The 14,231-nt window shown below is 59.7% G+C and carries 11 protein-coding genes; 4 read left to right on the top strand and 7 right to left on the bottom strand.

From position 1 onward, the window contains the following. Window positions 1-438 precede the first annotated feature (438 nt). Window positions 439-1,413 (top strand): ABC transporter substrate-binding protein, encoded by a 975-nt coding sequence (locus tag AB5Z02_RS15965; protein ID WP_368216479.1) that lies wholly within the window; start codon window positions 439-441, stop codon window positions 1,411-1,413. Window positions 1,414-1,488: 75 nt separating this feature from the next. On the opposite strand, the gene ligA is transcribed toward AB5Z02_RS15965, so the two are convergent. The 3 genes from ligA to AB5Z02_RS15950 form a co-directional block, all read right to left on the bottom strand. Beyond that, the gene (gene ligA / locus AB5Z02_RS15960; RefSeq protein ID WP_368216444.1) at window positions 1,489-3,498 is read right to left on the bottom strand and encodes an NAD-dependent DNA ligase LigA; all 2,010 of its coding nucleotides are present in this window, start codon (window positions 3,496-3,498) and stop codon (window positions 1,489-1,491) included. A 99-nt stretch (window positions 3,499-3,597) separates the two neighbouring features. Continuing rightward, entirely contained in the window at window positions 3,598-4,764 is a 1,167-nt protein-coding gene (gene zipA / locus AB5Z02_RS15955; protein WP_368216442.1) for a cell division protein ZipA, read from the bottom strand. 15 nt (window positions 4,765-4,779) lie between these two features. Further along, window positions 4,780-8,154, bottom strand: coding sequence for an AAA family ATPase (locus AB5Z02_RS15950; RefSeq protein ID WP_368216440.1), 3,375 nt, complete (start codon window positions 8,152-8,154; stop codon window positions 4,780-4,782). A 214-nt stretch (window positions 8,155-8,368) separates the two neighbouring features. Between AB5Z02_RS15950 and cysZ the strand changes: the two genes are divergently transcribed. Both cysZ and AB5Z02_RS15940 read left to right on the top strand, forming a co-directional pair. Next, window positions 8,369-9,133, top strand: coding sequence for a sulfate transporter CysZ (gene cysZ, locus AB5Z02_RS15945; RefSeq protein ID WP_005338455.1), 765 nt, complete (start codon window positions 8,369-8,371; stop codon window positions 9,131-9,133). A gap of 146 nt (window positions 9,134-9,279) precedes the next feature. Continuing rightward, window positions 9,280-9,894: a trimeric intracellular cation channel family protein gene (locus tag AB5Z02_RS15940; protein ID WP_005338456.1), complete on the top strand. Its 615-nt coding sequence runs from the start codon at window positions 9,280-9,282 to the stop codon at window positions 9,892-9,894. An 85-nt stretch (window positions 9,895-9,979) separates the two neighbouring features. On the opposite strand, the gene AB5Z02_RS15935 is transcribed toward AB5Z02_RS15940, so the two are convergent. From AB5Z02_RS15935 to AB5Z02_RS15920, 4 genes are all read right to left on the bottom strand, one after another. Beyond that, entirely contained in the window at window positions 9,980-10,231 is a 252-nt protein-coding gene (locus AB5Z02_RS15935) for a hypothetical protein (RefSeq protein WP_005338457.1), read from the bottom strand. Between the two features lie 47 nt (window positions 10,232-10,278). Next, window positions 10,279-10,824 carry a DUF882 domain-containing protein gene (locus AB5Z02_RS15930; protein WP_005338458.1) on the bottom strand — a complete coding sequence of 182 codons (546 nt, stop codon included), beginning with the start codon at window positions 10,822-10,824 and terminating at the stop codon, window positions 10,279-10,281. A gap of 165 nt (window positions 10,825-10,989) precedes the next feature. Then, complete coding sequence (locus tag AB5Z02_RS15925; protein ID WP_330124076.1) at window positions 10,990-12,474, bottom strand: L,D-transpeptidase family protein; 1,485 nt, start codon at window positions 12,472-12,474, stop codon at window positions 10,990-10,992. A gap of 92 nt (window positions 12,475-12,566) precedes the next feature. Continuing rightward, entirely contained in the window at window positions 12,567-13,331 is a 765-nt protein-coding gene (locus tag AB5Z02_RS15920; RefSeq protein WP_159143240.1) for an ABC transporter substrate-binding protein, read from the bottom strand. A gap of 316 nt (window positions 13,332-13,647) precedes the next feature. Here AB5Z02_RS15920 and AB5Z02_RS15915 point away from each other — a divergent pair, with 316 nt between their 5' ends. After that, complete coding sequence (locus tag AB5Z02_RS15915) at window positions 13,648-14,193, top strand: hypothetical protein (RefSeq protein ID WP_041202288.1); 546 nt, start codon at window positions 13,648-13,650, stop codon at window positions 14,191-14,193. The last annotated feature ends 38 nt before the right edge of the window (window positions 14,194-14,231 follow it).

Here is a 14,231-nt window from a genome sequence, read left to right as displayed (position 1 = left end):
TCCCCGTTAAAAGGCCAGGCATTTGCCTCTGGCTCACCCTTGTTGGGCCCCCCTCCCGGCATCTCGTCCTGGACGCAAATAAATTCAGCCGAGGCTTGACAAGCCTGGGCTGAAGATAGGAGGGGAACAGCTTATACACAGCTTAATAACACAACATATAGGGATTAAAAACGAATGCGTCCCTATATGTGGTGTCTATTAGGCACCAAAGCGAAGCCTCATTTCTTGATCCAGAACAGGTTTTTCAGCGAGCGGGACAGTTCACGACCAACCTAAAAGAGCCCCGTTCAAATCCAACCTCAAGCAGGGTGCGGGCTGGCGTCCGATCCGCCCACCCGAAAAAAAATCGCCCCCCGCCGCACCGGTTTCGAGATGACAGCGCCAACCAAAACCGCCCATACTGAACAAGAACTCTCTCCCCTCGACAAGGGACAACCCATGCGCACCTCCCTGCTATTGCTACTGCTATCCACCCTCTCTCTGCCGCTCTGGGCCGCAAACATTCTGGTGATCAGCAGCTACCATCCCGAATACCTGTGGGACCAAAGCTACAACAAAGGGCTGCTCGTTGGCTTGCAGGGGGAGCACAAGATCACCCACTTCTATATGGACACCAAACGCCATCCACGGGAGAAGTTCGACGAGATCGCCCAGCAAGCCATCGCCTTTTATCTCAAGAGCAAACCGGATCTGGTAGTACTGGGGGATGATAACGCCATCAACTATCTGGCCAACGAGATCGCCTCGCTGGGCACCCCGGTGGTCTTTCTCGGCATGAACGAGAATCCGCGTCTCAAGGGCTTTGTCGGCCACCCCAAGATCACCGGCGTGCTGGAGCGTCCCCTGCTCAAGCGTAACATCAGCGAAATAAGCCAGATGATGGGGGGGCTCGACAAGGCACTGGTTCTGTTTGATTCCAGTAATGTGGCCCTCACCGCCATCGAGGATGAATTCAAGACCCAGACCGAGCTGCGAGTCGGCCAGACCCGGATCAACAGCCAGCTGATGGGGGATTACAGCCTATGGCAGGAGGCAGTGCTCAACGCCAAGAAGAACGGCTATCAGGCGATCTTCCTCGGCCTCTACCACACGCTGGTCGATGACAATGGCAAGCATGTGAGCGAAAAGACGGTGCTGGAGTGGACCAGCGCCAACACGCCGGTGCCGCTCTTCTGTTTCTGGGAATTTACCGTCGGCAAGGGGATGGCCATCGGCGGGCTGGTGCTGGACGGCCACGATCAGGGGATACAGGCAGCCAGCCTCATCAACACCATTCTGGCGGGCACCCTGCCCCGTACTATCTCCCCGCGCGCGGCCCTGCGCGGCGAATATGTCTTCAGCAAGAGAGAACTGGCCCGCTGGCAGCTCACCGTGCCCGACAAATGGCGCCACAAGATCCTCTGGCGTGAGTGACCGCCGAAACAAAAAAGAGAACCCGGCCATGCCGGGTTCTCTTTTATCGGGTGCTGCGGTTAGGATTGGTGAGGGCTATGAGCCCTGCAACGCCTGTTGCAGCTCCTCTTCAGTCCAGATGGTGATGCCAAGCTCTTGTGCTTTGGTCAGCTTGGAACCGGCCGCTTCCCCCGCCACCAGCACATCGGTCTTGGCAGATACCGAACCCGCCACCTTGGCTCCCAGGGCCTGCAGCGCCGCCTTGGCGTCGTTGCGCGACAAGGTGGTCAGCGTACCGGTCAGCACGAAGGTCTTGCCGGCAAAGGGTTGCTCCGCGGCCTCTTTCTTCTCGATGGCCGGCCAGTGGATGCCGGCAGCCAGCAAGGCTTCCAACACCTCCACGTTGTGGGGCTGACGCAGGAAGTAGTAGACATGCTTGGCCACCACATCGCCCACATCGGCCACTTCGAGCAGTTGCTCCACCGAGGCTGCGCGCAGTGCATCCAGGGTGAGGAAGTGGTTGGCAAGGTTGAGCGCAGTCGCCTCCCCCACTTCGCGGATCCCCAGGGCAAACAGGAAACGCGGCAGGGTGGTGCTGCGCGCTGCATCGATGGCGGCTACCAGATTGAGGGCCGATTTTTGCCCCATCCGCTCAAGACCGGCCAGCTGGATAGCATTGAGGCTGAAGAGATCGGCGGGGGTCTTCACAAGTCCCTTGTCCACCAACTGCTCGACTATCTTGTCGCCAAGGCCGTCCACATCCATGGCGCGACGGGCGGCGAAGTGCTTGATCGCCTCCTTGCGCTGCGCCTCGCAGAACAGGCCGCCGGAGCAGCGGGCAACCGCTTCCCCTTCCAGCCGCTCCACCGCAGAACCACACACCGGACACTCGGTCGGGAAGAGAATTTCACGCGCATCAACAGGGCGCTGTGCCTCTACCACGGCCACGATCTGCGGGATCACGTCCCCTGCCCGGCGCACGATCACGGTATCGCCGACCATGACGCCAAGGCGTTCAATCTCGTCGGCGTTGTGCAAGGTGGCGTTGGAGACAGTGACGCCGCCGACAAACACCGGTTTTAGCTTGGCCACCGGGGTCACGGCGCCGGTGCGGCCGACCTGAAACTCGACGTTCTCAAGCAGAGTCATCTCCTCCTGCGCTGGAAACTTGTGGGCGGTCGCCCAGCGCGGGGCGCGGGCCACAAAGCCCAACTCCTCTTGCAGGGGGATGGCATCCACCTTGTAGACCACGCCATCGATCTCGTAAGGCAGCTCGCCACGACGGGCCAGAATGTCGTCGTGGAACGCCTGACAACCGGCAGCCCCCTCTTTGAGTTTCACCTCGGGACTAAGCGGCAAGCCCCACTCCTTGAGCTGATTGAGGCGACCGAAGTGAGAGCCACCGAGCTGCTCGCCGCCGACACCGACGCCGTAGGCGTAAAAGCTCAGGGGACGGCTGGCAGTGATACGTGAATCGAGCTGACGCAGGCTGCCGGCGGCGGCGTTACGCGGGTTGACGAACACCTTCTCGCCTGCGGCCAGTGCCTTGGCATTCATCGCCTCGAAACCAGCCTTGGGCATAAAGACTTCGCCACGCACCTCAAGCCGCTCGGGCCAACCAGAGCCCCGCAATGCGAGCGGAATGGCCTTGATGGTACGCACGTTCTCGGTGATCTCCTCACCGGTTGCGCCATCGCCCCGGGTAGCGGCCTGCACCAGCTGACCATTCACATAGAGCAGGCTCACCGCCAGGCCATCAAGCTTGGGCTCGCAGCAGAACTCGAAACGCACTTCACGCTTGAGGCGATCGCTCATGCGCTGTTCAAAGGCCAGCAGCTCTTCGCTGCTAAAGACGTTATCCAGACTCAGCATGGGGATCTCGTGACGCACCTGCCTGAAGGCAGTCAGCGGCTGGCCACCGACCCGCACGCTCGGGGAAGCCGGGGTTTTCAGCTCGGGGTGGTCAGCCTCCAGTGCGATCAATTCGCGCATCAGACGGTCGTATTCGGCATCCGGCACTGTGGGGTTATCCAACACATAGTACTGGTGACCATATTCGGTAAGCAGTTCACACAATTGACGGTGGCGGGAGAGAGTGTCGCTCATGAAAAAGTCTCGAAGTGTGATTGAACATACGGCCGGGGTAGAAACAAAAATGCGGTACCTGGGTACCGCACTTTTTCTTCACTCGACCCGCATGGCGTATTAGTCGCGACTGGCCTCGTAGGCAGCCAGCTCGTGACGGTAACGGGCAATGGTCTCGTCGCTCAGCGGGCTGCGATCCATATCTGTCAGCATGGCATCGAGATCGCTGGCCAGCTGATCGGCAGCCTGCAGCATGTCCTCGAAGGCAAACGCGGCATTGCTGCGCAGCGGCAGTTGCATGAACAGGGAGACACCCGGCGTGGTGAACTGTTCCATCCGGTACGGATTGAAGGTGCCTGGCTTGACCATGTTGATCATGGAGAAGAGCACTTCACCCTTGCCGTTGGGATCTTCGTGACGGTGGAAAATATCCATCTCGCCAAACTTGAAGCCCAGCGCCATCAGGGACGAGAGCAGGGTCGCACCTTGCAAGTCGTGACCCGGACGGCCCATCAGGTTGATGACATAGACATCCTGCCAAATCTTCTCGACCGGCTGGGGCGCCATGCGCGGCTCTTCAACCACAGGTGCAGGTGCCACGTAGGCCGGCTCTTCATACACAGGCTCGGGAGCCACATGACGGGGCTGCGGCTGATATTCCGGCTCGGGAGCACGCACCGGTTCGGCACGAACGGTGTCAGCGGTACGGACTGTCTCTGCACGGGCACCAAAAGTCGGGGCGGTCGCGTAAGCGGGCTCGACCAGCGGCTCGTCATCCAGCGACTGCATCATGGGCTCGCGCTGGGGACGGGAACGGTAGACCGGGGTACGACGATTGACCTGAGCAGGTTTGCGCACCGGCGCGGCGGGCGCCTCGTCAATCTCCTCGGGCAGCGGTTCGTCGAATGTTTCCTCTTCATAGATAGGAGGCGGCGGAACCGGGCGGGCAGCAGGCTTGCGCACTACGGGCGGCGGCAGATCGTCCTCGTCATCTTCATCATCAAAGGCGGGGACGGCAGGGCGACGACCGAGTTCCGGCTGGCGGCTCTCTTCACTGCGCAGCTTGGGCTCGGCACGACGGCCACCACTGACCACGCGTACCTGGCCGATGCCATCGCTGTCGAAGGCGTCGTTATCACGATCCCGCGACTTGGAGTCCATCCGTCCAATCGGTTTCTCTTTGATCGGTGCCTGACGATTCTTTTTGTTGCTCCACAACCCGTGAATGAGCAATGCCGCAATAGCAATACCGCCCAGGGCAACCAAGATGTAACGCAATTCCTGCATTAGCTGCTTCTCTTTCTAGTTTTGCTCAGCCAAAGCGACGGCTTCACCGATATCGACCGACACAATGCGAGAAACCCCGGGCTCTTGCATCGTGACGCCAACCAGCTGCTCAGCCATCTCCATGGAGACCTTATTATGACTGATGTAAACGAACTGTACTGTGCTCGACATCTCTTTGACAAGAGAACAGAAGCGACCGACGTTCACTTCATCGAGCGGTGCATCCACCTCATCCAGCAGACAAAAAGGTGCTGGGTTGAGTCTGAAGATGGCAAAAACCAGCGCAAGCGCGGTTAACGCCTTCTCCCCCCCGGAAAGCAGGGCAATGGTAGCATTCTTCTTACCCGGAGGTCTCGCCATGATGCTCACTCCGGCCTCCAAAAGATCATCGGAGGTGAGCTCAAGCCAGGCACTGCCCCCACCGAACACTTTTGGAAACAGGGATTTTAAATCTTCGTTGACCTTATCGAAAGTGTCCCGGAACCGTATTTGTGTCTCTTTATCAATTCTTTTAATGGCTTGGCTCAAGGTTTCCAGCGCTTGCTCGAGATCCTGGCACTGATTTTCAAGATAGGTTGCCCGGGTTTTCGCCTCTTCGTACTCCTCCAGCGCCGCCAGGTTGATGGCGCCGAGCGCCTCCACTTGCCCCTCCAGGGTCTGGATCTCCTGCCGCAACTTGCTGCGATCAGCGGCGATCAGCACCGCCTGATCGAGATCTACCAGTCGAACCCCCAACTCTTCGAACTGCTCGTGCAGCCCTTGACGACGGGTGAGGTTGCGTTCGCGCTCAAGGCGCAGGGTTGCCAGCTTCTCTTGCAGAGTCACCAGCTGCTTGTGATCGGCACTTCTGGCCTGCTCCAGCTCACCGAGCTGGCGCTCCAGCTCCGCAAGCCGTTGATGGCAGGCGAGCTGCTGCGCCTCCAGATTGCGCTGCTCGGCCAGCAGGGGCGCCAGATCCGGCACTGCCTCGCTATCCGGCCCTTTCAGCCCGGCCAGCTCCAGTCCGAGCCTCGCCAGCTCCTCTTCACCCAGGGTAATGAGTTGGCGCAGATTGCCCAGCTCCAGTTGCAAACGCTGGCAGGCCGCTTGCTGCTGCTCGCGGCGCACACGGGCCTCGTCAACCGCCCGCTCGCAGCGGGTCAGCTGATCCTGAGCGACCTGCAGCGCTTGTGTCAGCGGCTCCCCCAGCTCCTGCAACTCGGCAAGGCGCGCCTCATCGAGTTCCAGTTGTTCACGGGCGCTAGCCAGTCGCTCTGCCTCTTCGGCCTGCTCCTGATCAAGTCGGATCAGCTCTTCGCCAAGCTGACCGAGCCGCTGCAACCGCTCCTGCCGCTGACCCTGTTGCAGGCTCCAGGCTTCGCGCAGTTGTTGCCATTTCTGCTCTTGCTCGCGCAAGGTTCGCTGCGACAACTCCTGCGCACTGGCAAGCTGGGCGCGCCGGGTATCGGCAGCAACAAGTTGCTCGCTCAGCTGTGCCAGCCCAGCGGCAACCTTATCCTGCTCGGTATGCAACCGCTCACGCTCACCCAGCAGCGCCATGGTGCCAAGCGCCGCGCCCTGCCCCAGATCTGCCCAGTTTGGCCCCAGCCAGTCGCCAGCAGGAGTCAGTACCGACTCACCGGCCGCAAGGCTTGGCTGGCGGGCCAATGCGGCCTCTCGGCTCTCCACCAGCCAGATGGCATTGAGGAAGGCAGGAATGTGCTCGCCGCCCAGTTGCGCCGCCAGGGTACCGGCAACCGCCGGTTGCGCCGGGCCAATCCAGAGCCCCTCTTGCATCAGATCGCACTCGTCCGCTGGCGTTGCGGTGAGCCAGCGACCCAGCACCTTGTCGAGTGCCTGTGCCCACTCGGGGGCAACCTGCAGTCGATCCGCCAGGGTCGCCCCCTCCATCTGCTCGCCGAGGATCTGTTCCAGAGTCGCCAGCCGCGCTTCCAGCTCCCGCTGCAGGCTCAACTGCTGGCCATGCTGCTGCTTGAGTAGTTCATGGGCGTCGACCGCCTGCGCCAGCTGCTCGGTCAGCTCGCTATTGGCCGCCCGCGTCAGCTCCAGCTCACCACTCAGGGCATCGAGGGCCGGTTGCAGGTCATCGGCCTCAGCGCCGAGGGGGCCTGCGCGTTCATCTTCCAGTTTGAGGCGTGCCAGCCGGGTCTTGGCTTGCAGCTCCTGCAAACCACCCAACCGGGTACGGGTCTGATTGAGCTGCCCCTGCACCCCGGCCAACTGTTGCTGCCACTGCTGCTGGCGCAAGCGGGCTTGTTCCAGTTGCTCGCTGGCGTGCTGGCGAGCCTCCTGCTGCTCGGTAAGCAACTGCTCACACTGCTCCAGCCGAGCGCTCTCCTGCTCAGCGCGCAATACCCCTTCGGTCAGTTGATCCTGCTGGCTGGCAAGCTGCGCCTTGCGGGTGGCAATCCGCTCGCCCAGCGCCTCTGCACGGGCCTGCCAGTCGCGCCCCAGTTCACTCTGGTGCAGTTGCTGCTGTTCGATACGGGCGATGGCCTGCCCGCCGAGAAAAATCTGTTGCTGACGGCTCGCCTGCTCGGCTTGCGCCTCTTGTCTGGCGACCGACAGGGTGACGTGGCGCCCCTCATCTGCGGTGCGCTTGGCATCGAGCGCCGCCAGCGCCTGCTCGGCCTGTGCCAGCTCTGTTTTAGCCTCGCCAAGACGCGTCTCCAGCGCCCACAACTCGGAGCCAATCAGCTCGGCGCGAGCGGCGCGCGAACGACTCTTGAGCTGTTTGTAGCGCTCGGCCGTTTCGGCCTGGGCTTTGAGGTGGTCAAGGCGCGAACCCAGCTCGCCGCGAATATCGCCGAGGCGCTCCAGATTCTCCTGAGTGTGGCGAATGCGCTGCTCGGTCTCGCGGCGCCGCTCCTTGTAGCGGGAAACCCCGGCAGCCTCTTCCATAAAGAGCTTGAGATCGGCCGGACGTGACTCCACCAGTCGGCTGACAGTGCCCTGCTCAATGATGGCGTAGCTGCGGGGGCCAAGACCGGTGCCGAGGAAGAGGTCGGTCACATCCTTGCGGCGGCACTTCTGGCCGTTGATCTGATAGTGGTTGGAGCCATCGCGCAGCACTTCGCGGCGCACCGAGATCTCGGTAAAGCGGCCGAACTCGCCGGGCACCCGGTTATGGGGATTGTCGAACACCAGCTCCACCGAGGCGCGCCCGTGCGCACTGCGATTGATGGAGCCGTTGAAGATGACATCGGTCATGTTCTCACCGCGCAGATGGCGGGCGGAGCTCTCCCCCAGCACCCAGCGCACCGCGTCGATGACGTTGGATTTGCCACAACCGTTAGGGCCCACCACGGCGGTCATGTCAGCCGACAGTTCGATGCGGGTCGGCTCGACGAACGACTTGAAGCCGGCGAGTTTGATCAGTTTCAGACGCATGGCGACCTGTATCAGTGGCTAAATAAAGAGGAGGCGGGCAGGTGACTTTACCAAATCCAGACCCGGCTTTGTTTGTAATATGCAGGCATCATCCCCATTCAATGCCCGATTTTCAGTCGCCACGGCACGAAATAAGGAATAGTCGGCGACTTTACCAAATCAAAGGCTTGTTTGTAATATGCTGGCAGTTCTCCCATGCATAGATGGAGCTCACATGAGCCAATCACCCCATATGGTCAAAGATTCAATCAGCGGTGCAGACTATTTCCTGCGCGGGTTTTCCCTCATTCGCCAACCGGGCATCCGCACCTTTGTGCTGATCCCCCTGCTGGTCAACTTCGTGCTGTTTGCCGGGGCCTTCTATGCCCTGCTGCTGCAACTGGACGGCCTGTTCGCATGGCTCCATCAGCAGATCCCCGCCTGGCTCGACTGGCTGGACTATCTGCTGTGGCCCATCGCCCTCATCACCATACTGGTGGTCTTCTCCTTTATCTTCAGCTCGGTTGCCAACTGGGTAGCCGCTCCCTTCAACGGCCTGCTGGCGGAGAAAGTAGAGCAGATCCTCACCGGTCAGCCCGCCAATGACAGCGGTATGCTGGATATCGTCAAGGATGTGCCACGCACCTTCGGCCGCGAATGGACCAAGCTGAAGTATTACCTGCCCAAGGCCATCGGCTGCCTGATCCTGTTTCTGATCCCTGTGGTGGGCCAGACCCTGGCGCCTGTGCTCTGGTTCCTGTTCAGCGCCTGGATGATGGCGATCCAGTATGTGGATTATCCGTTCGACAACCACAAGATCGACTTCATCACCATGCGTGACGCCTTGAAGCAACGCCGTGGCAAGTGCCTCAGCTTCGGCGCTTTGGTGACCCTCTTCTCCGCCATTCCGGTGGTGAACCTCTTCGTGATGCCGGTCGCCATCTGTGGTGCCACCGCCATGTGGGTCGATCACTACCGGCAGGAACAGCTGGGGCGCTAACCCTTGAACATTGATTAGGAAAAGGCACCCGAAACGGTGCCTTTTTCGCATTTAGCATGAATTAAATTAATGCATGCATTCGATAGCTTGTCCCATATGACACGAGTTGGTAGGATTCTGGCCTTTCTCGTTCCCTGGGATATCTCATGTTACATGCACTCTTCTTGGTTGGCCTGGTGGCCGAAGGGATGACCGGCGCGCTGGCCGCGGGTCGGCGACGGATGGACCTGTTTGGTGTGGTGATCATCGCCTCGGCGACGGCCATCGGTGGTGGCACCATTCGTGATGTGCTGCTCGGCCACTATCCGCTGCTCTGGATTGAACATCCGGAATATGTGCTGCTGGTTGCCGCAGCTGCGATGGCGGGTGTGGTCTCCGCCCCCCTGATGCGCTATCTCGGCAAGCTGTTCATGGCCCTTGATGCCCTGGGACTGGTGGTCTTCTCCATCTTCGGTGCGGCCCGGGCGCTGGATATGGGCCACGGCGCCGGTATTGCCTGCATCATGGCGGTAGTGACCGGGGTCTTTGGCGGGGTGCTGCGGGATCTGCTCTGCCAGCGGATTCCACTGGTATTTCGTCGCGAGCTCTATGCAGCCATTTCGCTGATCACCGCAGCGCTTTACTGTCTGGCGCTGGATCAGGGCTTGCCGACCAACTGGGCCGCGTTCGGTTCCATCGGGATCGGCTTTGTACTACGACTGCTGGCGGTTCGCTTCAAGTGGGGTCTGCCTACCTTCAACTACCAGTACGCGACCCACTGAGTACGCCAGCTTCTGGCGAGGCGGGTTGGATTGCGAGCAACAAAAAAGCGCCCGAGCGGCGCTTTTTTCATGGACGTTTTGCGACTCAGTTAATCCCTTCCGAGCTGAAGAAGGTCGCCTTGTCGGCAATAAAACGGATCTTGATGTTCTTCCCTTCCCCGCCCCAGAGGCAGCTGGTAGTGCCCAAGGCATCATCACAGCGCTCCGCCTTGCCCAGAATGGTGCTAGCCTCGGCGTAACTCATCCCCATCTTCAACTGGTCGTAATTTTCACGGTTGAGCTTGCTGCAACCGGTCAACAACAGGGCGATCAGGCCGCCAATCACTATCTTTTTCATCGCAATCTCCTCTCTGGTGGGAAGAGCTTGGCAGCTTGCCATCCCCTTTACCAGCTGCGCACCGGGCCGGTATCAAGGTGAACGAAGTTATCACGAGGATAGTAACCGACCCCACCCACCTTGAGCTGGAGCGCCGCCTTGCGCAGATGGGCCAGCTGTACGCCGGGGATCCGCACATCCACCGCCTGCCCAAGGGTGTGGTAGCTGTGTTTGGCCACACCGCGGCTCTTGTGGCGCTTTTGGCGATTGGTCGCTGGGGCGCGATAGCCGGAGATCAGCTGGATTTCGCTGCGCCGACCCAGCTTGTGCTGCAACAGGAACAGCTGATCAAACAGCTTCTTGTCGATGTTGAACACTTCATTGCGCCGGTAATCGCGGAAGATGTGGTTGAGCTCGGCCAACCCGTCGCTCAGATAGTGGCCATTTTCCCAATAGCTGGCACGCACCCGCTCGCCGGTATTGAGATTGAAAAAACTGAGTTCACGCCCGGTGGTACTGCGGCTGGCCAGTGCAGGGAAGGAGATCAGCGAGCTGCCCAGCAGGCAACCGGCTCCCAACAACAGGCGACGTCGACTTATCTCTTGTTCCAGCATAAGGGGTTCGTCCATCGCAGATTCAAGCGAAAAATAGTTGAATAAGATCACTGATTGAATGTGATACAGGCGCTTGAAACTACCCTCCGGCGGGGGGAGCTGTCAAACCACAATCGCCCATAGAAAAGCCCGGCACAGGCCGGGCTTTTCACTCTGTGGCAGGGATCACAGCAGGCGGCTCTGGAAGCTGACCCGATCAAATCCGTAGATATCGTTGCGCAGTTGCTGGCGACCATTTTCGTCGATCCAGCTGCTCCAGTAGACGGTAAAGACCGGGATCGGCGTGGTGAGCGGCAACCATTTGGTCTGGCTCTCCTTGAGGATATTGGCCACCTTGTCCGGTTGATAGCGGGAATCTGCCAGCAACAGCTCGGCCAGATCGTCCGCATGTTCCACCCGGATGCAGCCCGAACTGAAGGCGCGTGCCCCCTGCTCGAACAGCGCCTTGCGCGGGGTGGAGTGCAGATAGATGGCGTCATTGTTGGGCAGGTAGAACTTGTAGCGCCCCAGGGCATTGTGATCACCCGGCTTTTGCCGCAGGCGATAGGGGAAACCGGCGGCCAGCGCCTGATGCCACCCCTCTTCGGTGAACTGCACCGGATTACCCTCGCTGTCGATCACCTCGAACTGCTCGCGACTCAGATAGGCGGGATCGCGACCCAGCTTGGGCAGGATGTCCTTGCTCAGGATGGAGCGCGGCACATGCCAGGAGGGATTGAGCACGATGGAGCGAATTTCGCTGGCGAGGATGGGCGTGGCGCGCTGCTCCTTGCCGACGATGACCCGGCTGGTAAAGACCTCGTTGCCGGACTCCACCACGCTCAGACGGTAGTCGGGAATATTGACCAGCACGTAGCGGCCACCGGCGAGTTGATCCACCAGATCGCGACGCCACAGGTTACGCAGCAGCAGGCTGGCGCGCACTTGCGGGCCGGTATTGAGCCAGGAGCGGGTCTGACGGCCGATAATGCCGTCCGCGGTGAGACCGTGACGACGTTGAAACTGCTTGATGGCCTTCTCGGTATCACCATCGTAAATCTGATCACCATGGCTCGGGGCGCTGTCGCCCAGCTCGTTGAGCATGGCGCGGATTTGGCCAAGCTCGGCGGAGCTCTCTCCGGCACGCAGGGTCGGCATATCGAGGGTCGGCCACTTGCTGGCCATCGGCATTGCCAGCAGTTTGTGCACTTTAGCCCGCACCGCCTCGTATTCCGCCACCTGAGGGCGCAGGGATTTCACCTGGGTGAGCAGGTCATCATCGCTGGGTTGGGTCACTACAGGGCGGTTCAAATCGAGCTTGAGGGTCTTCATCTGCTCGCGCGAGACCAGATCCATCCCCCGCCAGGCGTGCTGGAAACGACTGAGCTTGGTAAAAATGTCGTCATAGATGGCACCACGCTTGTCTGCAGGGGTGGCCTGCAGGCGCTTCCACAGCGTGAAAAAATCGGGGTGCAGCTGGGCCAGCACAGCCTCTTGCAACTGCTGCTCCAGCTCGACACGGGCCTGTTCGGCCTGACTGCCCTGATACCAGTCGTGTCCGGTTTCACTGGCCGCCACCACGACTTGTGCTTCGGTCGCATGTACCGCGCCAGCGGGCAAACATCCCAGCCACACCAGATTGGCAAGGGCCAGCCAATACTTCATCCCCATGGATACCTCAAAACGGTTTGTTCACTCTGTCAGGCCTGACAAGCAGACCCGATGCTCAGGCCGCTCATGATGCGTGAACGGCCAATACTTTGCTAGCGCCCGGGGGCATAACGCTGCCAGATAATGTCATACGCACCTGTCTCCTTGAACCGCGCCAACGCCTGATTAAATTGTTGCAAGAACTGCGGCGAAAAGCTGCGCTTGCCCAACATAAAGAAGCTCGGCGATTCAGATACCACCATGGGGTGGCTGGTGAACAGACCGCTCATCCCCTCCTTGTTAAGGGCGCTGGGGGTAGCCAGCATGTCACCGAGGAAACCGTCGATCCGCCCGCGGGCCAGCTTCTCAAAATTTTGCTGGTCGCTCACCGCACTCACCTGTTTGGCATAGCGAGCGAGCAGCGACATCACTTCCTCACCATAGAAGTACTCTTTGGTAACGCCGAGGGAGTAACCACTGGCCAGCCAGCTCGCCAGATCCTGTTCGGGATAATGGCTGCCCTTGCGGATCCACAGCAAGGTGCGCCCCGGGTTATAGGAGTCGGAAAACCAGGCATAACGGGCGCGCTCATCATTGATATTCGCCTCCATCGCCATGTCTATCTCACCATGCTCCATTTCGTGCAGTACCCGCTTCCAGGGCAGCTCCACATAGTTGACCTTGCAGTGCATGGAAGTGAGCACAGCCGTCAGTACCTCGGCGGCATAACCGCGCACCTCTTGCGGTGAGTCGGCTTCGTAATAATGGTAGGGGGGCCAGTTATCGTAACCAACCTGAATGGGCTCGGGACACAAGGCCCTGGCCAATGCCATTGGCGCCCATAATCCAAGCAGCAGACAGCAAGAGATCCACTTCATATGTCATCCTTGACGAATAGGTGAGTCATCATAAATCGCCCCCTGCAAAATGGCGATAGAGGCCAGATGACTATCGCATCCGCTAGAAAATGACGCAGCAAAGCGCTTCTATTTACCAATTGCCCTGCCGGAGCGCCACTGGCAACCTGCGCCCCGCCAGACCTGTTTAACCGGGAAACAGCAACGTTTGGAACAGGGGTAAAAAGGGGTTAATATGTGACCAAATATTTTTTTGTGATCCACTATGCTTTTTTTGCAATTGGATTAGCATATGCGCGACATCGGCCTACCCATTCTGTCAGGCATAGAGAGTGATATGACGTACAAAAAGTTCGGTTTTTTGACTGCCATTCTGGCGTTAAGCGGTTTTTATCTTTACACCCTCTATCTGGCTGCTCACCCCAACGTGAGCCTGGCCTACAAACTCTATTATCTGGAAGGCAAAACCCGCTTCTGGGAACACAACTCCAGCATGACCTATCAGCCGGGTAACGAGCTCAATCTGACCAAGCCGAGCCGCTTCCTCTCCAGCGAAGGCTGGGCCAAGAAGCCGAGCGACGAAGGTACCCTGCTCAGCGGTCAGGGCGGTCTCTACTTTGTGCTGCCCAAGCAGGCGGCCAATCCGGATCAGCTTACCGTACAGGCTCGCATCAACAGCCCGGAAGCCGGCGCCCTGTTGAAAGTGGCGCTGGGTCACGACTTCACCACCACGGTGAAACTGGCCAAAGCGGGCATCAACGAAATCCGCCTCAGTCTGCCCGGTGACTCGCTCACGGCAGATCCCAAGCGCCCCAATTTTCTGGCGCTCTCGGCACCTACTCCCATCAATGTGCAGTCGGTACGTTTGACCGTAGCCCAGTGATCCTTGCCCCGAATACCATTTTATAAAAACAACTATCC

Origin of the sequence: Aeromonas sp. R2-3 (assembly GCF_040908375.1) — a bacterium.
GTDB lineage: Bacteria > Pseudomonadota > Gammaproteobacteria > Enterobacterales > Aeromonadaceae > Aeromonas > Aeromonas veronii.
This window is presented reverse-complemented; position numbering and strand designations above follow the sequence as displayed.

Coding starts and splice junctions, on each gene's coding strand:
- AB5Z02_RS15965 (WP_368216479.1), top strand. CDS start 439: ATGCGCACCTCCCTGCTATTGCTACTGCTATCCACCCTCTCTCTGCCG.
- ligA (WP_368216444.1), bottom strand. CDS start 3,498: ATGAGCGACACTCTCTCCCGCCACCGTCAATTGTGTGAACTGCTTACC.
- zipA (WP_368216442.1), bottom strand. CDS start 4,764: ATGCAGGAATTGCGTTACATCTTGGTTGCCCTGGGCGGTATTGCTATT.
- AB5Z02_RS15950 (WP_368216440.1), bottom strand. CDS start 8,154: ATGCGTCTGAAACTGATCAAACTCGCCGGCTTCAAGTCGTTCGTCGAG.
- cysZ (WP_005338455.1), top strand. CDS start 8,369: ATGAGCCAATCACCCCATATGGTCAAAGATTCAATCAGCGGTGCAGAC.
- AB5Z02_RS15940 (WP_005338456.1), top strand. CDS start 9,280: ATGTTACATGCACTCTTCTTGGTTGGCCTGGTGGCCGAAGGGATGACC.
- AB5Z02_RS15935 (WP_005338457.1), bottom strand. CDS start 10,231: ATGAAAAAGATAGTGATTGGCGGCCTGATCGCCCTGTTGTTGACCGGT.
- AB5Z02_RS15930 (WP_005338458.1), bottom strand. CDS start 10,824: ATGCTGGAACAAGAGATAAGTCGACGTCGCCTGTTGTTGGGAGCCGGT.
- AB5Z02_RS15925 (WP_330124076.1), bottom strand. CDS start 12,474: ATGGGGATGAAGTATTGGCTGGCCCTTGCCAATCTGGTGTGGCTGGGA.
- AB5Z02_RS15920 (WP_159143240.1), bottom strand. CDS start 13,331: ATGAAGTGGATCTCTTGCTGTCTGCTGCTTGGATTATGGGCGCCAATG.
- AB5Z02_RS15915 (WP_041202288.1), top strand. CDS start 13,648: ATGACGTACAAAAAGTTCGGTTTTTTGACTGCCATTCTGGCGTTAAGC.